At 48.8% G+C, this 21212-nt stretch carries 17 protein-coding genes; 14 read left to right on the top strand and 3 right to left on the bottom strand.

Annotation, left to right across the window (positions count from 1 at the left end; genetic code table 11):
- Positions 1–555: 555 nt before the first annotated feature.
- The 12 genes from BN1360_RS23085 to BN1360_RS23030 all read left to right on the top strand — a co-directional run bounded on the left by BN1360_RS23085 (position 556) and on the right by BN1360_RS23030 (position 11368).
- Complete coding sequence (locus BN1360_RS23085) at positions 556–1512, top strand: AAA family ATPase (RefSeq protein WP_068782183.1); 957 nt, start codon at positions 556–558, stop codon at positions 1510–1512.
- Positions 1513–1526: 14 nt separating this feature from the next.
- The gene (locus tag BN1360_RS23080; protein ID WP_229521082.1) at positions 1527–2768 is read left to right on the top strand and encodes a DUF58 domain-containing protein; all 1242 of its coding nucleotides are present in this window, start codon (positions 1527–1529) and stop codon (positions 2766–2768) included.
- Positions 2765–4996 carry a DUF4129 domain-containing transglutaminase family protein gene (locus tag BN1360_RS23075; RefSeq protein WP_229521081.1) on the top strand — a complete coding sequence of 744 codons (2232 nt, stop codon included), beginning with the start codon at positions 2765–2767 and terminating at the stop codon, positions 4994–4996. The genes BN1360_RS23080 and BN1360_RS23075 overlap by 4 nt, the downstream gene beginning before the upstream one ends.
- Positions 4997–5125: 129 nt before the next feature.
- Positions 5126–5653 carry a YqeG family HAD IIIA-type phosphatase gene (locus BN1360_RS23070; RefSeq protein WP_068782540.1) on the top strand — a complete coding sequence of 176 codons (528 nt, stop codon included), beginning with the start codon at positions 5126–5128 and terminating at the stop codon, positions 5651–5653.
- Positions 5650–6777: a ribosome biogenesis GTPase YqeH gene (gene yqeH / locus BN1360_RS23065; RefSeq protein ID WP_068782181.1), complete on the top strand. Its 1128-nt coding sequence runs from the start codon at positions 5650–5652 to the stop codon at positions 6775–6777. Before BN1360_RS23070 ends, yqeH begins: the two co-directional genes overlap by 4 nt.
- 69 nt (positions 6778–6846) lie before the next feature.
- Positions 6847–7713: a shikimate dehydrogenase gene (gene aroE / locus BN1360_RS23060; protein ID WP_068782180.1), complete on the top strand. Its 867-nt coding sequence runs from the start codon at positions 6847–6849 to the stop codon at positions 7711–7713.
- A 62-nt stretch (positions 7714–7775) separates the two neighbouring features.
- Positions 7776–8066, top strand: coding sequence for a ribosome assembly RNA-binding protein YhbY (yhbY, locus tag BN1360_RS23055; RefSeq protein ID WP_068782179.1), 291 nt, complete (start codon positions 7776–7778; stop codon positions 8064–8066).
- Between the two features lie 20 nt (positions 8067–8086).
- Positions 8087–8683, top strand: a complete 597-nt coding sequence (locus BN1360_RS23050; protein WP_068782178.1) for a nicotinate-nucleotide adenylyltransferase — start codon at positions 8087–8089, stop codon at positions 8681–8683.
- Positions 8664–9245 carry a bis(5'-nucleosyl)-tetraphosphatase (symmetrical) YqeK gene (gene yqeK, locus BN1360_RS23045; RefSeq protein ID WP_068782177.1) on the top strand — a complete coding sequence of 194 codons (582 nt, stop codon included), beginning with the start codon at positions 8664–8666 and terminating at the stop codon, positions 9243–9245. The genes BN1360_RS23050 and yqeK overlap by 20 nt, the downstream gene beginning before the upstream one ends.
- Before the next feature lie 35 nt (positions 9246–9280).
- A complete protein-coding gene (rsfS, locus tag BN1360_RS23040; RefSeq protein ID WP_068782176.1) occupies positions 9281–9628 on the top strand; it encodes a ribosome silencing factor in 348 nt (115 codons plus the stop codon).
- Positions 9625–10527, top strand: a complete 903-nt coding sequence (locus BN1360_RS23035; protein WP_068782175.1) for a CvfB family protein — start codon at positions 9625–9627, stop codon at positions 10525–10527. The genes rsfS and BN1360_RS23035 overlap by 4 nt, the downstream gene beginning before the upstream one ends.
- Positions 10528–10594: 67 nt before the next feature.
- Positions 10595–11368, top strand: coding sequence for a class I SAM-dependent DNA methyltransferase (locus tag BN1360_RS23030; RefSeq protein ID WP_068782539.1), 774 nt, complete (start codon positions 10595–10597; stop codon positions 11366–11368).
- 119 nt (positions 11369–11487) lie between these two features.
- On the opposite strand, the gene BN1360_RS23025 is transcribed toward BN1360_RS23030, so the two are convergent.
- Positions 11488–14286 carry a glycoside hydrolase family 3 C-terminal domain-containing protein gene (locus BN1360_RS23025; protein WP_068782174.1) on the bottom strand — a complete coding sequence of 933 codons (2799 nt, stop codon included), beginning with the start codon at positions 14284–14286 and terminating at the stop codon, positions 11488–11490.
- A 380-nt stretch (positions 14287–14666) separates the two neighbouring features.
- Complete coding sequence (locus BN1360_RS23020) at positions 14667–15278, bottom strand: DL-endopeptidase inhibitor IseA family protein (protein ID WP_068782173.1); 612 nt, start codon at positions 15276–15278, stop codon at positions 14667–14669.
- A gap of 487 nt (positions 15279–15765) precedes the next feature.
- Here BN1360_RS23020 and BN1360_RS23015 point away from each other — a divergent pair, with 487 nt between their 5' ends.
- Entirely contained in the window at positions 15766–17472 is a 1707-nt protein-coding gene (locus BN1360_RS23015; protein WP_068782172.1) for a ribonuclease J, read from the top strand.
- A gap of 321 nt (positions 17473–17793) precedes the next feature.
- Positions 17794–18756, top strand: coding sequence for a sugar kinase (locus BN1360_RS23010; protein ID WP_068782171.1), 963 nt, complete (start codon positions 17794–17796; stop codon positions 18754–18756).
- A gap of 724 nt (positions 18757–19480) precedes the next feature.
- On the opposite strand, the gene BN1360_RS23005 is transcribed toward BN1360_RS23010, so the two are convergent.
- Positions 19481–21211 carry an adenine deaminase C-terminal domain-containing protein gene (locus BN1360_RS23005; RefSeq protein WP_068782170.1) on the bottom strand — a complete coding sequence of 577 codons (1731 nt, stop codon included), beginning with the start codon at positions 21209–21211 and terminating at the stop codon, positions 19481–19483.
- Position 21212: the final 1 nt, after the last annotated feature.

Raw genomic sequence — 21212 nt, 5'->3', positions numbered from 1 at the left:
AAGCGGGAACATAAAAGAGCGACTCTAAGCCATTCGGCGAGAGGTACGCTCTTTTTTTATGCGCGTTCAAAAAGTACGGTTATTAGCACTGTGAAGATGGGATAAAGCCAAAGACTGAGGAGGAGTGGAACTACACGTTTTCGTAGAACAGACCTCGCAAGCATATTAGCTTGTGATCAGTACGCGGGCATCTGAGATGTTTCCGCAGGAACCTGGCATCAGCAAGCATTGCTTGTAGTGAGTACGCTGGAAACTTGCATCAGCAAGCATTTACTTAGGCCCAAGTGAAATTCAGAACCGCTGTTTAATAAATTTACAGTGCTGCTTTATGTTGGGCTTAAAATAAATAAGTTATCAACGGAGTTGACGGAATTTTAAATCGCAAGAAAACCTGCCTTTGAATTGCGGTCGCTTATTCTTGAATTGGCCCCAATTGGTTTTTTTGAGCGAAAGCGGATTTTTTGGATGACCTCTATGAACTTGAGTATACTTAGTCTAGCGATATCATGTAAAATAGGGAGATATAGTAAACGATGATTGGAAGGGGACAAGCTTATGCCTGTAAATGAACCAATTACTACGGCACTTTCTGCCATTCGTGATAATCTGCAGAATTGTATATTAGGCAAGTCATTCGAGATTGAGCTTCTATTAACAACGCTACTAGCCGGCGGGCATGTTTTGATAGAGGATGTTCCCGGAACTGGCAAGACCCAGCTGATTAAGGCTCTGAGTAAATCAATCAATGGAGAATATCGCAGAATACAGTGTAATCCTGATATTTTGCCTAGTGACATAACGGGCGTCTCCGTGTTCCATCCTCATGAGGAGCGCTTTGTGTTCCGGCCAGGGCCGGTTATGACCAACATACTGCTGGTTGATGAGATCAACCGGGCAACCACGAAGACACAATCGGCATTGCTGGAAGTGATGGAGGAGCGCAGCGTGACCGCAGACGGCGTAACCTATGATCTCCCGCATCCATTTATGCTTTGCGCTACCCAGAATCCGATCGATTTCGAAGGGACTTATCATCTTCCCGAGGCCCAGCTCGATCGCTTCATGATGAAGATTCAGATCGGTTATCCTGATGCAGAGACAGAGAAGAATATGCTGTATTCCCATCAGCAAGGCCAGCCTGTAGATCAATTGAGACCGGTGACGACGATGGAAGAGATCGGGCAAATGCAGCAGCAAATCCGTGACGTACATGCAAGTGAGATCGTGACCGACTATCTGCTAGAGATCGTACGGCGCTCAAGAGAGCATGCAGACGTTCTGCTCGGTGCCTCGCCTCGGGCCTCGATTGCTTTCCTCACAGCGGTGAAGGCATTTGCATTCCTGCAAGGCCGTGATTTTGTCCTGCCGGATGACATCAAAATTTTAGCTCCCTATGTCCTGGGACATCGAATTTTATTGCGCCCGGAATCCAGACTCGGCAACATGAACGGCAATCAGGTGCTGTTCCAGATCCTGCGGCAGATCCAAGTGCCTGTAGCTGTGGGGAGATAACGATGCGGGGCATAATGAGTGCAGTAAAATCAGGTCTGACTTCCGGGAATTTTTGGAAAGCGGCTTCATTATGGTTCATTTGTTTGTTATACGTATTGTTTCAGGGTGGAAAGACATCGTTCATGCTGTTTACAATGATCAATGTGCTGGCGTTGTATTGGGTCATCTGCAGTCTGGCGGGCGTAAAGCGGGTCAGAGGACAGCGTAGCTTATCGCTGAACGGCGAATTAACGGGGAAGCAGGCCATCCAAGCCGGAAGCCAGGTTGAGGTGAAGCTAAGGCTGCAGTTGCCTACTCTTATTATGCTTCCTTATTTAATAGTAAATGAGCAGTTGCAGCGGCATAACGGAGATTCCTGGAAGTATGAGGATAGCATGGTCCCGCGCCTAGGAAGCCATTTGGAGCTTATCTATCAGACCCCACCGCTGGAACGGGGAAAATACAGCTTTCGGGCGACGGAGTTCCGTTCTAAGGATATTTTCGGTTTGTTGGAGCATGAAGGAGCGTTCCGGGCAGAAGGAGAGTTCTATGTACTCCCGCGGACGATCTTCATCCCGCGCTGGCAATTATTCAGCCGCAACTCCCGCTATTCCGGACCTGAGACTACGATCCTGCAATCGCGCCGTGAGACGACACAAATAAACGGGGTAAGGGACTATATTTACGGGGATCGAATTTCGAGAATCCACTGGAATGCCACGGCGAAGACAGGCTCCTGGAAATCGAAGGAATTCGAGCGTGAATCAATTCCGAAGACGATGATTATACTGGATGCTCATGCTGGCAGTTATGTTGCTCGGGAGGCGTTTGAACTGGCCGTATCAACGGTTGCTTCTTTACTGGAATTTGGAGGCCGAGAGAGAATCAACATGGGATTGTGTATTCTTGGCCGAGAGGTTTGGGGCAGTGCCCCGACGGAGAGTCCGCTTGAGCGCCAGCAAATGCTGCATCAATTAGTAGATATTAGTCCGGAAGGCAGCGGTAATTATCAGGCTCAGCTTGAACAGCGCAAGGAACTGTTTAATGCAGGGGCGTTCTTTATTATAATTACTCCACTGGCAGATCAGCTTCTGTTCGATATGCTGCGCTGGGCCAAAAGAAGCCAAATGGCTCCATTTCATATTCATATCAACAGCACCGGGAATGTGGATTCACGTATGCGTCCCGGATCTCTATATAACCGTCAGGAAATCGCTGGCATTCAGTTATCGTCTCTAACCGAGCTGCCTGTATTGTTAGGGGGTGGCCGCGGTTGAAGCGCTCCGATGAACCGGTTTATTGGTATCGTCTCTTTAAAATGTTATGGATTATCCTGCTAGGGATGCAGTGGGTTAGCTTTACAGAGCCAATCTGGCTCCAAGAGACGACCGATATTGTAACTTGGACACTGATCATTGTGGCGGCGATTGCTATTCTGCCTGTAGCTTCCCTGGTGCGAAATATCGGCAAGCTGCTCTCTATTGTGATTATTTGTCGGATAATATTGATCAGGTATGGGATTTACATGCCGTACGGACGATTGTTTCCCGATCAGATTTTGCAAATGCTTATGGAATTTATCCCATATATTTGGTTCGCCTTAATCACCTGGTTAGCCATGGAGCTTATATCAAGACTACTTCTTACGCGAAAATATATTTTGCTGTTTCTGGCAGCGGATCTGGTCGCTTTTGCCATTCTGGATTCTTTTACTCCTTATCAATTATGGCAAAATGTAGCCTGGACGGTATTTGCCGGCCTCGGCTGGCTCGTCTGTCTTCATCTGCGCGATTATCAAATAGCTTATCCTTATGGCTGGCTTAGACTGCGGAAGTATCCGTTCAAGATTGTCTCCAATATTCTGCTTATTTTCGCAGGGGTATTATTGATCGGCACGAGTGTGCCTCCCGTGTCTCCTATACTTACCGATCCTTATACAGCTTGGAAGGGGAGAAGCGGAGGACAGGGGAGCGGCGGCGAAGTACAGTCTGCTATATCAAATGCGATCACGAACAAAGACTCCGACGCACAGGAAGTTCTCTCCGGTTACAGTCGAGATGATACCGAGCTTGGCGGAGGCTTCGAATTCAATTACAGTCCGGTGATGTCGGTAGACTCGCCGCTGCGTACTTATTGGCGCGGTGAGACGAGACATATCTATACCGGAAAAGGCTGGGCTGACTTTGATAAGGAAAAGCGGGACTATGAGGTCTTTCGCGGAATGACTACCCCTGCGGGCCTGACTCATGAGCAGGCTGGAAATATTGAAATGAGGGAAGTGGAGCAGACCATTACGATGGAGTCGGACGAAGCTTATCCGGTTCTGTTTGGGGGTTACTTCATTACTAAGGTATCTTTACTGGACGAGGATCGTGGCGGAAATCCCAAGCTAAGCTGGGCCGCACAGGAGGGGGAGCTGCGCTGGGGCGGAGGCTTCCGGGGCTCACAGCCGGATTATCCGGTTAAATATAAGGTGACATCAGAAATTCCTGTCATTCCATTGACTGAACTGCGTGGAGCCAGCTATAAGCATCTATATAAGGTTCCCATCGACGAAGCGTACTTGCAGGTTCCCTCTTCATTGCCTGAGCGGGTTAAGGATTTGGCGGAAGAGATTACAGCGGATGGGGATACTCCGTACAAGCAAATGGAGCTTCTCCAGGAATATTTGCGGGCTAACTATGAGTACACGAACAAACCTGATATTTCACTGCGTCGGAGCAAGGATTTCGTGGACAGCTTCTTATTTGAAGTAAAAGAAGGCTACTGCGACTATTTTTCGACCGCGATGGTCATGATGGCGCGTTCGCAAGGAATTCCGGCTCGCTGGGTGAAAGGGTATGGCCCGGGGAGCCAGCCGGATCCCGAGGATATGAGGGGGAGACCGGCTCTAGCGACATCAACAGCGTACCAGGTGAACAATTCTGATTCCCATTCCTGGGCTGAATTGTACTTCGGTGAATACGGCTGGATTCCGTTTGAAGCTACGCCGGGCTTTACGGCTCCGTTGTTATATGCGGATGAGTCGCCGGAGGAAGTTGCAGCGGATGAACCGGATTCAGAGGAGATTGTTCAGGACAGCGCTGTTGAGAACGAGACCTCCTGGTTATCAGCCAACACCACGGCGATACGTTATGTTTCAGGGAGTATTATATTGCTTGCGGTCATCTGGCTTCTGTATCAGTTACGGGAGCGTATCTATTATGGCTTCGTTCGCCTGCGCCTCGGCAGATCGTTGACCTATGCGGATAAGATTGCATACGGAACTTTGCGTACCGTAAAGAAGCTGCAGCGGCAAGGGTTCGAACGTCATGAGCATGAGACGGTTCGCGAAATGTTCGAACGGATCAGGGAGCAGCAGCCCGAGCTCTCGGGGACTCTTGATCATTTGTTACAGAAATATGAAAGTGCTATGTACAGTCCGATGACAGCGACAAATGCGGATTGGCTCAGTGTCCAACGGCTGTGTCACAAGCTGTCCCGCATCAATCATGGCAAAAAATAAACAACCGTCACATGTTTGCATCAGACTTGTCCCTGGACGCTTGCGCCGGGGACATTTTCTTTTTTAAAATATAAGGAAGTCGGGGAAAGATTATGGTATAGTGTGTCGTATGAAACCGAGGTGAACGAATTGTTTGAGAAGTTTTTGCCTGCTTTACGGGTAGACAGTGTGTTTGACATTGATTTGGATAAGCTATATGCCGATGGGTACCGCGGGATTATTACCGATTTGGATAATACCCTCGTAGGAGCCAAGGTGCCTTCGGCAACCCCAGAGTTGACCCAATGGTTTGAGAAGGTGAAGCAGGCCGGGTTGAAGCTGGTGATTGTGTCAAACAACAATTTTGACAGGGTATCCGTATTCGCATCCCCTTTAAATATTGAATTCGTGCATAAGGCGAGAAAACCGTTCGGAACGCCGTTCCACAGAGCGATGCAAATCATGGGACTGGCTCCGGAACAGACGATCGTGGTCGGAGACCAACTCATGACGGATGTATTCGGAGGGAACCGACAGGGTTTATATACTGTGCTGGTGCTGCCGATTTCTATAGCCGATGAAGGTCTCGGTACTCGGATTAACCGTAGGCTGGAGCGTATCGTCAGACGACGTCTAGGCAAGACGGGATTATGGCTTGAGGAGGACAATAGAAAATGACAGAAGTCCAGGTAAGAGAAGACGCTCTTCATTGCAGTGGCTGCGGAGTGCAGCTGCAAGGTGAAGATCCGTCCAAACCGGGATATATTCCGACGCAAGCGCTGGAGAGAGAACCAATCATATGCCAGCGCTGTTTTCGGATTAAGAACTATAATGAAGCATCATCCGTTACGGTAGAGCAGAGCGAATTCTTAAGACTGCTCGGTCAAATTGCCGAGAAGAAGGCGCTTGTGGTTCATATCGTTGATTTATTTGATTTCCAAGGGAGCGTTATTTCCGGTCTGCAGCGGTTCATTGGCAACAATCCAGTATTGCTAGCCGTGAACAAGACCGACCTGCTGCCGAAGGTCTCGAATTGGAACAAGATTCGCAACTGGGTGCAGAAGGAAGCCAAGGATATGGGGCTGAAAATAGAGGATGTTATCCTTTGCAGCGCCAAGCAGAACAGCGGCTTTGACCGTCTGCTTGATGCTGTAGTGCGGCATCGAGGCAATCGGGACGTTTATGTGGTCGGGGCGACCAATGTAGGCAAATCTACGCTAATCAATCGCCTGATCCGTGAATACAGCGACTTGGATCAGGAATTGACAGTTTCCCGCTATCCTGGAACAACGCTCGACATGGTGCATATTCCGCTTGATGATGGTGGAGCGATTATTGATACACCGGGGATTGTGTACCCTTCAAGATACAGCGAGCTGGTAAGTGCTCAGGATCTTGGTACTATTATGCCGGACAAGCCGCTTAAACCGGCTGTATATCAATTGAATGAAGGCCAGACGATCTTCTTCAGCGGCTTCGGCCGCTTCGATTTCATTCAGGGGGAACGACAGTCGTTCACCTGCTTCAGCAGCTCGCGGATCAAGCTGCACCGGACGAAGCTGGAGCGGGCGGATGAGTTGTTCGCAGATCATGCCGGCGAATTGCTGGCCCCACCAAGCCGCGACAATCTGGAGGATCTGCCGGAATGGACGAGGCATGAGTTCAAAATTGCCAAGGGTCAGAAGGTGGATGTCTTCATCTCCGGTCTGGGCTGGGTCAAGGTGAATAACGACATGGGTGCAGTCATCGCAGTGCATGTGCCAAAAGGGATCAAGGTCATGCTGCGTCCATCGCTGATCTAGGTTGTTGATAAGGTACGCATCCAAAGTTCGATTTCGCAGGTTTGGTTAAATTGATTGGGGAGGGGCATCATGGAGGAGACGAATCTGATGCGGGAAAATAACGGGTTGCCGCTGTTACTGGGCGTAATGGGCGACCCGATACTCCATTCCAAATCTCCAGCGATGCATATGGCGGCTTTGCAGGCAACTGGCCTGCACGGCTCCTATTTGCCGTTTCATGTGAAGCGGGGGGATCTGCGCCATGCCATTCAGGGGATTCGCGCGCTCGGCTTTCGAGGCGTGAATGTGACTGTCCCGCACAAAGTAGAGGTTATGGATGATCTCGATGAGATTGATAAAGGGGCGCGTTATATCGGCGCGGTTAATACGATTGTCAACGACGAAGGCCGGCTGAAGGGCTATAATACGGACGGGATCGGCTATATTCGTTCACTGAAGGAAGAAGCTGTCCCCGATCTGTCCGGACGGAAGGTGCTGGTCATCGGTGCAGGCGGAGCAGCTCGGGGGATTATTTATGCCTTGTTGCTGGAGCGGCCAGCGCAGGTGATTGTCGCTAATCGGACAAAGGAGTCGGCTTTGCAGCTTGCAGTGGAATGGGCCCACCTCGGCAATATCACGGGCTGCGGGCTGGAGCAGATCGGTGCTTATATCTCGGGCGTCGACATTTTAATTAATACAACCTCCGTTGGGATGTACCCGAAGATCAATGATATCCCGCTTGATCCAGAGAGGATTCCGGAGGGAATCGTTGTAAGCGATCTGATCTATAATCCGCTGCAGACAGAGCTGCTGCGGCAGGCAGAGCAGAGGGGCTGTACCATTCACAATGGATTTGGTATGTTTGTATATCAAGGCGCATATGCCTTTGAATATTGGACAGGAAGGCCCGCTCCCATCGAGGCGATGAAGTCGGCTGTACTGGCAAGTCTGGGCTAATAGATAGAGTAATGATTAGATTTTCAATACTATTTAATAACTATAAGGGGTTTTGATTCTAGATGTTAAGTGGAAAGCAAAAACGTTATTTACGGGGATTGGCTCATAGCCTTCAACCTATTTTTCAAGTCGGCAAAGGAGGAACGAATGATCAGCTGATCCGCCATATCTCGGAGGCGCTGGAGCGCCGCGAGCTGATCAAAGTATCCGTTCTGAACAACAATCTGGACGATCCGCGAGAGATTGCAGAGGAGTTGGCAGCCGGCGCAGGGGCAGAACTTGTACAATTGATTGGACGAACGATTATTTTGTATAAGGAATCGACCGAGTATAAGCAGATCGAGCTGCCTTAGAGCTGCAGGAGGAAGACCAGATGAGAAAAGTTGGTATCATGGGAGGAGCATTTGACCCGATTCACCTCGGACATTTATTAGCGGCTGAAGCCGCCCGAGAGCAGTATGCCCTGGACGAGGTCTGGTTCATGCCTTCCCATATTCCCCCGCATAAGAGCAAATCCGGGGTTAGCGGTGAGGAACGTCTTGAAATGGTGGCGGCGGCGATCCGCAATCATGCCGATTTCAAGACGCTGGATATCGAGCTTAAGCGCGGTGGCGTATCCTACACGATAGATACGATCAGAGAGCTAAAGCAGCTGCATCCTGAACTGGATTTTTACTTCATTATCGGTGCAGATATGGTGAACTATTTACCAAAATGGGAGGGGATTGAGGAACTGGCTTCGATGCTGCATTTTATCGGACTGCAAAGGCCGGGCAGCTTCCTGGAGCTTGACCTTATGCCCTCTTTCATTCAGGATACGGTATTGCTCGCGGATATGCCGCTAGTGGATATATCGTCAAGCTTGATCCGCAAACGGAGCGCCGCGGGGCACTCGATTCGTTACATGGTGACGGAAGAGGTATATGAATATATCATAAGGAGCGGTTTGTATGCGATACACTCGAAATGAGTTGTTGGACATTGTATCCGCACAAATGCCAGCAAGACGCTGGACGCATGTGGAAGGTGTAATGGCGTCCTCCGTAAGCTTGGCGGAGCGCTATGGAGCTGATCCGGTCAAAGCTGATTTAGCTGCATTACTGCACGACTTGGCCAAGTACTGGCCGGTAGAGCGGCAGGAAGCGGTGATGCGTGAGCATGGACTGAATCCGGAACTGCTGGAATATGATAAGCAGCTATTGCATGCCGAGGTAGCGGCTTTTGTGGCAGAGCATGAGTACGGGATAGAAGATCCGGAGGTACTGGATGCGATCCGTTACCATACATCGGGAAGAGTTGGCATGACGTTGCTGGACAAGATTGTCTGTCTTGCGGATTATATTGAGCCCGGACGCAATTTTCCGGGGGTTGACGACATGCGCGAGCTGGCTGAGCACAATCTGGACAAGGCGTTAGTGGCCGGATTTGATTCGACAATTACGTTCTTGATCGAGAAGCAGAAGATTATTTTTCCGCTGACGGTACTGGCTCGTAATGATTTAGTTAGAAGGCTTGGTTATGATGATAAGTAGAAGATGGGAATAAATAATTGCAGGAGGTAGATTGAATGGCAGTATCACCTATGGAATTGATGAACGCAGCCTATAAGGCAGTGGAAGATAAGAAAGCAATGAATATCGTTGTATTGGATTTAAAAGAGGTATCCCTGATCGCCGACTATTTTATTATTTGCCACGGTAACTCGGATACCCAGGTACAGGCAATCGCGACCGAGGTGCGCAAACGCGCCCAGGATCTCGGAGCCAATATTCGGGGGATTGAAGGAATCGATTCGGCGCGCTGGGTACTCATGGATCTCGGCGATGTGGTTGTTCATGTCTTCCATCGTGATGAGCGGGAATATTACAATATCGAACGTCTTTGGTCTGATGCCAAGGTAGTGGAGAACGTATGAGTTTGATTGCAGGTACGGTCGTATCGCTTCCAGTTGATCGGGAAGTTTCTCCTTTTGGTTATTTTCTTAAGAGTGGAGACCGGGATGTGCTGCTCCATTATTCGGAGCTCACGCATTCGGTGAAGCAAGGAGATACTGTCGACGTATTTCTGTTCTACGATACAGAGGATCGGCTAGCGGCGACAATGAAGCGCCCCATGCTGACGCTTGGCGAGCTGGCCCTTCTGGAAGTGGCCGATGTTCACCCGCGGCTGGGCTGCTTCCTTGAGATGGGGCTGGGGCGCCAGCTGTTGTTGCCAATCCGTGAGCTGCCGGAACTGCGTGAGCTTCATCCGCAAGTTGGGGATAAGGTCTACGTCATTATGGAGCATGACAAGCAGGGCAGACTGAAGGCGAAGCTTGCTGGAGAACAGGAACTTGCGCCGCATGCATTCCATGCTCCGACAAGCTGGAACAATCAATGGCTGGAGGCCATCGTCTATAAACCGCTGCAAATGGGTACCTTCGTCATCGTGGACGGCGGAGTGCTCGGGTTTGGAGTGATCGGAATGATTCATTCCTCGGAGAGAGCGCGGTTGCTCCGCCTTGGAGAACGAGTTCAGGTCCGCGTAACGCATGTACGCGAGGATGGAAGGGTCAATCTGTCCATGTCAGCACCCAAAGAGATCGGCCGCAATGAAGATGCTGATAAAATACTAGCCTATTTGGAGAGTCGATCGACCGGGGGCATGCCTTATTCCGATTCGACGCCGCCCGATTTGATTAAGCAGAAATTCGGCATCAGCAAAGCGGCATTCAAGCGGGCGATTGGGAAGCTGATGAAGGAAGGCAAGGTAATCCAGAAAGAGAGCTGGACCTATCTGAAGTCTGCGGAGCAGGAACAAGCCGATCAAGAATAAGAGTACGTGTTCAAAAGCGAACTTTCTGAACAACCTCTAGGAGAGTCAGGTGAGAAAGATGGGGAATTTGGCTTCATACCAAAAATTTGCTTACGTATACGATGAATTGATGGCAGATATGCCCTACTCTGATTGGCTCTCATTTGCGCATACGGCCTGGGAGCATTACGGCAAGCCTGAGACCGTCGTCGATCTGGGCTGCGGGACGGGGAGCATGACGATTCCGCTGGTGAATTCGGGCCTGACGGTGACGGGTATTGATCTGTCTTCGGACATGCTGTCTGTCGCTAGACAGCGCTTGGAGATCACCTCGCAAGGCGCTCGGCTCTTTCAAGATGGCAGAGTGAATTGGGTGCAGCAGAATATGACGGAATGGGAACTGCCGGAGCCGGTTGATTCTGTGATCTCCTTCTGCGACTGCATAAATTATTTGCTGGAAGAAGAAGAGGTCGTCGAGACTTTCCGCAGAACCTATGAAGGATTGAAGCCGGGCGGGACGTTCCTGTTCGATGTTCATCATCCGAATACACTGCGGCAGTATGATGAAGAGCAGCCCTTCATATTAGATGAGCCTTCGGTTTCTTATATTTGGACTTGTGAGTTCGATGATGAGAGATGCGAGATTGAGCATCACTTGACGATTTTTGCACGCGAAGCGGAGCAGGGTGGGAATCTATACCGCCGCTTTGAAGAGTACCATATCCAACGGGCCTATGATCCGGCCTGGGTGGAGCGTGAGCTGCTGCAATGCGGCTTTCGTGAGATTCACTGCTATGGCGACTTCAATTGGGGAGAATCGGCCGAGGGGGCAGCTAGACTGTTCTATGTGGCCGTGAAGTAATACCTGATGGAATGCGTCAACAAAAGACGCTGCCTTATGCTGTTATCAATCAACAGCGGGCAGCGTCCTTTTGTAATGATTCAGCTAGCGTTTTGCCAGACTGGACAAGAGCCGGGGGATTAATGAATAAGCTCAATCCAGCCAATTTCCATGCCAGGCTTCACAAAATCTATTTTTAGTTCATAGAAGCCTTTTTCCAGCTCAAATCTGGACAGCTTCTGGGTAATCCAGTTGCCATCGGTACCGTTCGTCTGAACGGTCGTCAGAATCTCACCGTTAAGGACGAGATTACATGCGGATTGCGACAAATTGGTAGCTTTATAGCACATATTAACGACGACTCCGTATACTCCCGGTTCAGCGACCTTGAAATAAACCGGTTGATCCTTGGCATCAATGTGGACATTCGTCTCTTTTGACAGTTCTTGGACGGTTTGGCCAGATTGGGTCTCAGGAGCGTTCGTGAAGGCTTGGAATAGAATGATTTCTTCAGCCGGCTTAGGCTCCCTTGCAGATACAGGGGCATTGATAATAAATTTGCAAATATTGATAGCGCATCGTTGCAGCTCCCCAACCGTCAAGGTTCCATTCTTCAGCGCTTCAAGCGTGTTATCTTCTCTGGAGTTGATCTCTGCCCCATTGTTATTCACGACCATATACAAATCATTCTGAGCTCGCACCATAAACGAAGTATATTTCCAGCTTGGTTCTCCGCCGTCTGCCACATCATTCATGATCGCCCACCAGTCTGTCATGACAATGCCCTCATAACCCCATTCATTTCTGAGAATGGTTGTGTTCAGATCATAGTTGGAAGCCGCCCAGTGTCCATTGATCGGATTGTACGAAGTCATGATGGAAGTGGCTTCTCCTAATTTTACGGTCATTTCGAAGCCTTTCAGATAGATCTCTCTCAACGCTCTTTCAGAGACGATGGAATCGACCTTGGAACGAGCCTTCTCTTGATTGTTGCATGCGAAGTGCTTCACGGTCGCACTGGAACCGCCTTTCTTGATACCGCGAGTTACAGCGGCCCCAAAGCATCCGGTTAAGTATGGATCTTCCGAGAAATATTCGAAATTCCGGCCGTTCATCGGATTGCGGTGAATATTGATGCCAGGTCCCAGCAAGGTATCGATCTCATTTTGCAGCAGTTCTTGCCCTTCCATCACATACAGGGATTCAACCAACGAAGTATTCCAGCTGGAAGCGAGCAATGTTCCGATCGGCAGCTGGGTTGCCTTCAAGCCGCTATCCATGCGGATGCCGGAAGGACCGTCAGCCGCGCAGGCTACAGGAATACCATAATCAAGAAGACTATCACCGACCCCGCCGAACGCGGCAGCTGTTCCGGAAGTGACTTTCGGGCTGCTCATTCCTTCGCCTCTGACGATTGTAGCCAGCTCCTCATTCGTCAACTGGGCTACAAATTGTTCAAGGCTGGCTCTGCCGGCTTGTACGTCCTTTAGGAGGATGCCTTGATTTCCGGTCTGTGGATAGGTTTGCGGCAAGCGCGCTTCAATTCTGTCTTTCATCGATACTGAGCGTCTTGGAACCTTTTCGAAATCGATTTCATAAACGCCGTTATTTTTTGGATTTCCAGGCTTAATACGAGTGTAGCTCTCTACAGGAGCCATTGCTTCCTCAAGTTGCTCAACGACGATAAGCTCTTCAGCAATGAATGCAGCTTGGTCATGGATACGTACTTTTTCCACATTCCTTACGCTGTTGCCGACATACACCTCATAAGCGCCTGCTTCAAGCACATAGCAAGATTTGTGTCCGGTTGCACCACCATCATCATAAGAGGCCATGGAACGTACGGGAACAGCGATGGTAAGCGTTTCTGTCTCACCAGGCTGCAGAGTGCTGGTCTTGGCAAAAGCGCCCAAGGCTTTGACAGGCTTGCCAAGCACGCCTTGTGGTGCCTCGTAGTATACCTGAACAACTTCTTTGCCGGCATATGTATCGCCGATGTTCTTTACAGCAACGTCCAATTGCAGCTCTGTATCCAGACCTGAACCAACCTGTCTGGCTCCTGTTACTTGCAGGTCAAACTCGGTATAGGAGAGGCCATAGCCAAATTCAAACTGTACTTTTTCAGGACAGAAAGTCTCGAAATACCGGTAACCGACATAGATATCTTCCTGGTACAGGTTCTTGATCTCGTTGCCAAAATTTTGAGTGGAGGGATAATCATCGATGCTATAAGCGATGGTATCGGTCAATTTGCCACTTGGAGATACGTCTCCGGAGAGCAGATCAGCAACGGCATGTCCCCCGATCATTCCGCCCTGCCATACGTAGATGACGGATTTGATATGGTCCTCGTATTCCTTGTCCTCAATCCAGCTTAAATCGATAATGTTGGATACATTTAATACAACAGCTACTTGGTCAAAATATTTGCAGACCATCTTCAGCGCATCCTGCTCTTCAGCTGTCAGGCGATAGCTGCCTGCTGCATCGGCATTGTCCTTATCCTCGCCTGCGGTGCGCCCGATAATGAAGATCGCTTTGTCGGAAGCGCGTTTCGCTTCTGCCACCAGCTCATCGGATAACGGCATTTCCTTCTGGCACCATGGTTCGGCAGCCCAGCCGCCCCCGCCGTTGTCGAACGGGTTCTCAGCGATCCAGTTCTGATACTCTTCTGCCAGATGCTCATTAATCGTTACTTTTGGATTGCTGCGCAGCCCATCCAATACATGAATGACATATTCCACATTCACGGCGCCGCCTGATCCCGTGCCGCTCCGGTAATAATTAATCTGGCATCTGCCGAATACGGACACCACTTCTGTTTCCTTAATCGGAAGCATCCTGTCCTCATTCTTAAGCAGTACTCCCCCTTCTACGGCAGCCATTCTGCTATATTCGGCAAATCCTTCTAGAGGAATACCAATCTTACTTGTGCTCATTCCTTCTGTTCCTCCCCAAATATATAAATTATATATCTATGATTTAATAATATCCCATTTACACGATCTTTGATATCTGTTTAGTGTCTGTTCAGTTGTTATTTTGCAATCTGAGGCCACATGCGATGGAATCTTCTCGAAATAAGTCAATTTTGTGACAGAGGAAAAGAGCATCAGGATGCTTAACCTGTGCTTTCGCAAATATGGGGGGAAATGATAGAAGGAAAACAGCGTAAGTTGCATATGACCTAGCGAGGAAACGGATTGAAATTTTAAAGCGAAAGTAATATGCTGCAAGCAAATCTGGAAGCACCGATACCCTGCCAGCTTTATGCCGGCAGGGTGGTCATTTTAAATTATTTTCTGGACAATGATGTATATTAAAAAATAACATGCGGAGCAGTATCTACTCTCCAGTAGTCACCGATCTTCTTAAATTTCACAGTGATATATTCTGACTGCAGTGTATGATCCGGATGAGGAACACACAATTTGTATACACGTTTCGTTTCTGTCATGCTCAGCATTTTGGCGGTAGCCTTATCAAATTCGAGAATATTGCCTTTAGCTACATGAAGCTGAGCTATAGCTAAACGTCCATTGTGAGTAATGAGATATTTGTCTACCAAGTAAGCGGCAGCTGTTTCGGTATATACGTTCTTTAAGTAGTCCATCAACTTCGCACGAGTTCCGATATCATCAAATAAATAACGATATTGCTGACCGTTTAATTCGAAACCTTTGTCGGTTTCATCCCCACCACACATTACATGGTAATACCGTTCCTTAGCTTCATTAACTAATGGTGCAACACTAGTGCTGTTCAGCTTAGTAATGACTGTCGGATCGGTAACAACCACTTTCTCCACCGTTTGAGCAGGTATTTGCTTATCCATTGTTTGGGCCGCAGTTGCGCCAACTGTAGATGACAATACACCTATTGCTAAGACCCCTATTGTTACTGTGAAGCTAATCCTCTGACTTAATTTCATACTGTTTTCGCCTCCCCCATTTAAACGAAATAGAATAGATAAAGGTTACACTACTGAAGTAGATTTATCCTCGTATGCCCAATACTTACACTAAAGCTCCTAAGGATTACATTGTTTAACTTACGTTTTCACTTGAAACTGATAATAGGGCAAATAATAATTACCAGGACATCCATTAACTTGTATAGTTAAATGAGAGAAGACAAAAACAAAGCTCATTTTCTATTTGCAGAGTGAACAGACCGCTTAGGGAATGGGAATGTCCCTATGAGGTCTATGTAGTAACCGTATTTTACCGGAAAATGACTTGTAGAGTGCTATTTTATGTTGTAGAGCAAACTAATTCAAAAATGGCCTAATCTCTTATCTCATGTGGGTTTAACTCGTTTCCTATACACTATTGTAGAAATGCCTTTTTATTGCGTCTATATTTCAGTATAATTAGATTAGCCCCGTCTGCATTTTTCTAGAGAGGATTAATCACATAATGAATGAAGTTGTCCCAAAACCGGTGAAAAATTACCGGCGTTCCAAGCCTTCCCAACCGCCTGTACGCATTTATTCGCTTGGCGGACTCGGGGAAATTGGAAAGAACATGTACGGTATTGAATTTAGAAATGAGATCATTATTATCGACGCTGGGCTGAAATTTCCCGATTCCAAGCTGTCGGGAATCGATTATATTATTCCAGATGTCAGTTATCTAGTTAAGAATCAGCATAAAATCAAAGGTTTATTTTTGACGCACGGACATGAAGACCATATTGGGGCCCTGCCTTTTGTGCTCCGTCAGTTGAAGGTTCCTGTGTACGGTGGACCGCTAACAATCGGGCTGGTTCGGGCGAAGCTTGAAGAATATCGGATGCTCGAACAGACGGAATTGCATGTTTTTCAGGAGAATGACAGATTTGCCTACAAGCATCTCGCCGTTCATTTCTTCCGCACTACACACAGTATCCCGGATGCATTCGGGATTGTCGTTGATACTCCATATGGAGCAGTCGTCCATACGGGCGACTTCAAATTCGATTTTACGCCGGAGGACCATCCGGCTAATATCGCCAAGATGGCTAGTGTTGGCAGTGAGGGTGTGCTCGCCCTGCTAGCGGATAGCACGAACAGTGAGAAGGATGGCTTCACCCCTTCAGAGCATCGTGTAGGCAACGCTATTCTTGAAACCTTCCATAATTGCCATGGCCGAATTCTGTTTGCTATGTTTGCCTCTAATGTGAACCGTCTACAGCAGGTTGTCGATGCTGCCATCATGAGCAACCGCAAAATCGCCGTTCTTGGACGAAGCATGGAGCGCGTATTTGCGATCGGTCAGGATTTGGGATATATCCGTATCCCCGACGGAATGTTAATCGATATTAAACAAATTGATAAATATGAAGACAATCGAATCCTGATTATTTGTACGGGCAGCCAAGGTGAGCCGAACGCGGCACTGAGCCGGATCGCTTCGGGTGCGCATCGTTCCGTTTCCATTTATCCGGGAGATTCGGTTGTGTTCTCATCATCGCCAATTCCGGGCAATGGCCCGAATATCAATCGCTGTATCGATTTGCTGATGCGGGCTGGTGCCAATGTCATTTACGGCTCGATATTCGGTATCCATGCTTCCGGTCACGGATGTCGAGAAGATTTGAAGCTGATGCTGAGATTTATTCAGCCGAAATATTTTATTCCGATTCATGGGGAATACCGGATGCTGTTAGCACATAAAAAATTAGCAATGCAAACGGGGATGAACGAGGAGCAAGTGTTCCTGATGAATCTCGGAGACACGTTATCGGTATACCGCAATCGCGCCAAGCGCGGTCGCAGCATACCCGCGGGAGAGGTCATCGTCAGCAATGGCGAGATTCGAACTTTTGAAGAAGAATTGGTAGAAGAAAGAGAAGAGCTTGCCCAGGAGGGGATTGTCATCGTCGTTATGACGGTGGATGTGGCCACACGCCAGATTCTCGCCGGGCCAGATATTGTAACGAGAGGCTTTGTATACATGCAGGACGCCAGACCTTTACTCAGACGGGCGGAGATGGCACTGCGGCGAAGCTTGAAGAAGCTGGGCGAACAAGGTCCATATGACAGCAATGCTTGGGTCAAGACAACCAATCGGGTGTTGCGCAGATTCTTTATCAGAGAGGTTGGCCGGACCCCGCATATTATGCCTTCGATTCTGGAGGTTTAAGCGAGTGTTCGAATTGATGAGATTCTATATCGCAGGAAAATCTACTTGATGGAGCGCGGTCGCTCATCTTTGAATTACCTTGATTGGTTTTCTTATCAAAAACGTCTTTTTGAATCACCTTTTTAAGCGAATAAAGCGCCAGGGGAGAGTGCATTTTAGTTCCCTTTTGGCGCTTTAGGTGTGTTTGGGTTCATTTTTTCTCGAAAAAGTTAATATATGCATAGTCTAATCTGTCCAAGAATGAGATAATAGAACATAAGTAATAAGTCTATGAATAGCAGCGCAATATGAAGACAGATTGAAAGAGATGGTGAAGACGAAATGCATTACCCCAATTCACATCCGGAAGTGATCACCTTCGGAGAGAGCATGGCGCTATTGATCGCTGAAGGAGGCAAAGGTCTTGAATATACTTCTGATCTGACGCCGTCATTTGGCGGAGCCGAGACGAATGTAGCGATCGGATTGTCCCGGCTTGGACATTCTGTGGGCTGGTGCGGGCGTCTTGGTGATGACCCATTTGGACATCGCATTTATAAAATGGTTCGCGGAGAAGGCGTTGACGTATCGCATGCCTCGTTCACGCAGGAAGCTCCGACAGGGCTTATGGTTCGCGAAAATGTAGCCGGAAGAAGCTCTGTGTACTATTACCGCAAGCTGTCAGCGGCCAGTATGATGACCCCTGAGCATTTGGATGAGGAATATATCGCCGGGGCAAAAATTTTGCATATTACCGGGATCACTCCTGCGTTAAGTTCGTCCTGTGCCGAAACGGCTGCAGCAGCGATGGATATGGCAAGACGTCACGGAGTTAAGGTAAGCTTCGATCCGAATCTACGCTTGAAGCTGTGGAGTGTGGAAGAGGCTAGAAAGGTGCTTTTACCGCTAGCGATGAAAGCGGATTACTTCCTGCCAGGGCTAGATGAATTGAAGCTGCTCTATGAGACAGATTCGATGGATGAGATCATTGCCAGGCTTGGTGAATTGTCTGCGGTAAGCATTATTAAAGGCGGCGATGATGAGACTTACATTCTCGAGAATGACAAGCTGTCTGCGGTTCCGTATTATAAGGTGGAGCATGTGATCGATACGGTGGGAGCGGGCGACGGCTTTTGCGCCGGATTTTTGGCCGGTCTCTTGAAGGATTACAGTCTCGAGGAGGCGGTTCGTCTCGGAAATCTGATCGGATCCCGGGTGATACAAGCGATCGGGGATTGGGAAGGCTTGCCGAGTGCGGCGGAAATTGATCGGCTGCTTGCCGGAAAGGCGCATGTTGAGCGTTAATCGTTATAGAGTGGAGTTCATAAGCTTATCATAGATCGCCACATCTACCACGATCGTCACAGGTAAGAGCAGATAAAACCGGACTGTAACGAACATACCAGTCGCATAGAAGAGGAATTTGGACTAACTTGATTTATAGTGGGAATGGTGTAATTGCTAAGGGGAATTTAGCCATTATGATCTATAACGGAATGGTAGCTGCTTAGAAGGAACATTGGGGAACATTGTAACAGAACTGGCAGCAAATTATTTGGTAAAATCGAAATCGCGTCTTTTGAGTTGCTGATAACCGTTAAAATATGAAAATGGCTGTTTTTCACTTGCAAGTGGTTGCAGCGCCCGTCACATGTGGCAAAAAGCCGAAAGGAGCTTCCCAATAGTAAATACTACTTGGGAATAGCTCCTTTTTTGTCGAACAAGCTCTTGCGCACAAGTTTGGCAAACTCTAACGAAACACCATATCGTTATTAGCTCCAAAATCGCGGCGGAAAAATTCTAACGAAACACCATATCGCTATTCGGGTAAAAATGGGGTTTTGAGCAGCACTTTTACTGAAATAACGCTCCCCAGTTTCGTTAGAATTTAGGGAGGCCCTTTTTAGTCGAAATAGCGATACCACGTTTCGTTAGATGGCCAGAGGGTAGATGAGCAGGGCCAGATGCTAAATAGCCAGACGTTAGTGACCGGAAGCTAGTGGTAGAAGTTAGCCAGAGGCATCTGGCCTCAGATCTTCTCCACCATCAAAGGCACAACTTTGCCGCTGTTTACGTCAATCAGACCATGGTCTGTGATTTTCAGGTATGGGCTGACGGGCAGAGAGTGGGTGGCGATGGACATGATCGGGTTGTAATGATCATAGCCAAGCGCTTGCATCGCTTCGCGCAGCTGCTTCACCGCCTCAGCGGCGGTATCCAGCGGATCTTCCGTTAGAATGCCGCCGACAGGCAAATGCATATTGGCCTTAATCTCTCCGTCCAGCGCGACGCAGAAGCCACCTTGTTGCTTGATCGCGGTATTTGCAGCCAGCAGCATATCCCGTACGTTATGGCCGACCACAAGCAGATTGTGATTGTCATGCGAGTAGGTCGTCGCGATGGCTCCCTTTTTAATCGTATCGCCCGTTATAAGTCCAAATGCTTTGCCGCCATGCTTGCCGTGGCGCTCGAAGGTAGCGATCATGCCGCAATCGCTATTTTCCCATTGGAGCAGACCTCCTTCAGCTACCAAATCGACCAAAGTCTCCTTGGTAAATGTTGAGCCGTCGGCAACGGTCATCACCCGGCAGCGATAGGTGCCGTCCTCCACATCAACTGCAGCCGCGAAGTCGGCCTCGTGAAGCTCAGGGAGCTTGACACTTTGGTAGAAGTGATCCGGGAAACGGTACGCTGCTGAGGCTGTCTGTGCCTGTATGGAGGTAACCGGCCCCGAGGCGGAATAAGCTTCCGAGCCTTTCTTGTAAACGGACTGGAGCGTTAGCTCACCCAGATCGGATACAAGCTGGAAGTCCGCGATTTTGCCCGGTGCGATCGCTCCCCGATCATGCAGCTTCATCCGGCGGGAAGGGGAGAGGGTGGCCGCATAGATCGCTTTCTCCGGTGCCATACCCATCCGGATCGCCTTGCGTACGATCTGATTCAAATGACCGCGCTCCCGGAACGAATCGGCCATCACATCATCGGTAACGAAGCAGAAATGTTCGGATACATCATGCTGAATGAGGTAGTCCACAACCTCGGGGGTCATCGATTTCTCCTGAATCTCAATGAACATGCCCGCGCCGATCCGGGCTTCCAGTCCTTCGACCGTTTGATGCGTATGATCGGAATCAACCCCGGCATAGATGACCTGGGCCAAATCCAGATCCAGCAGCTTTGGTACATGGCCTTCGATGACCAGATCCGGATAACGCTCCCGCATATGCTTAAGAATCTGATTGGTCTTGCATTCCGGATCACGGATGACATCTACGTAGTTCATGATTTCGCCCAGGCAGATCACATCACCGGTGGCCAGCAAGGCATCCATATCTTCGATCTCGATCGAACCGCCGGCTGTCTCCAGAGGAGTAGCTGGCACGGAGCTTGGAATGGCGTAGAACATATCTGCGGTACAGCTCCGGCTCGCATTAATCATCTCCAGCACCCCTTCAAGGCCAAACACATTAGCCATTTCATGCGGCTCCGGCACGATGGTCGTTACGCCGTTGCGCAGCAAGCCCTGTGAGAATGACTCCGGGGTCACCATCGTGCTCTCAATATGCAGGTGGATATCCACAAAGCCGGGAAGCATGTACAAACCGCGGGCATCCACCACTTTCTTCGCCTGAAACGTATCTTCGCCGCGCGGGCCAACATATAGAAATCTTCCATCCTTAATCGCGACATTTTGCTGAATCCATTGCTTAAAATAACTGTTATACACATGAGGTTGTAATAATAGCAAATCTGCTTGCATG

Source organism: Paenibacillus sp. GM2 (assembly GCF_900069005.2).
Lineage (GTDB): Bacteria > Bacillota > Bacilli > Paenibacillales > Paenibacillaceae > Fontibacillus.
Note: the sequence above shows the minus strand (reverse complement) of the source record. Positions and strands in the feature narration are given on the sequence as shown.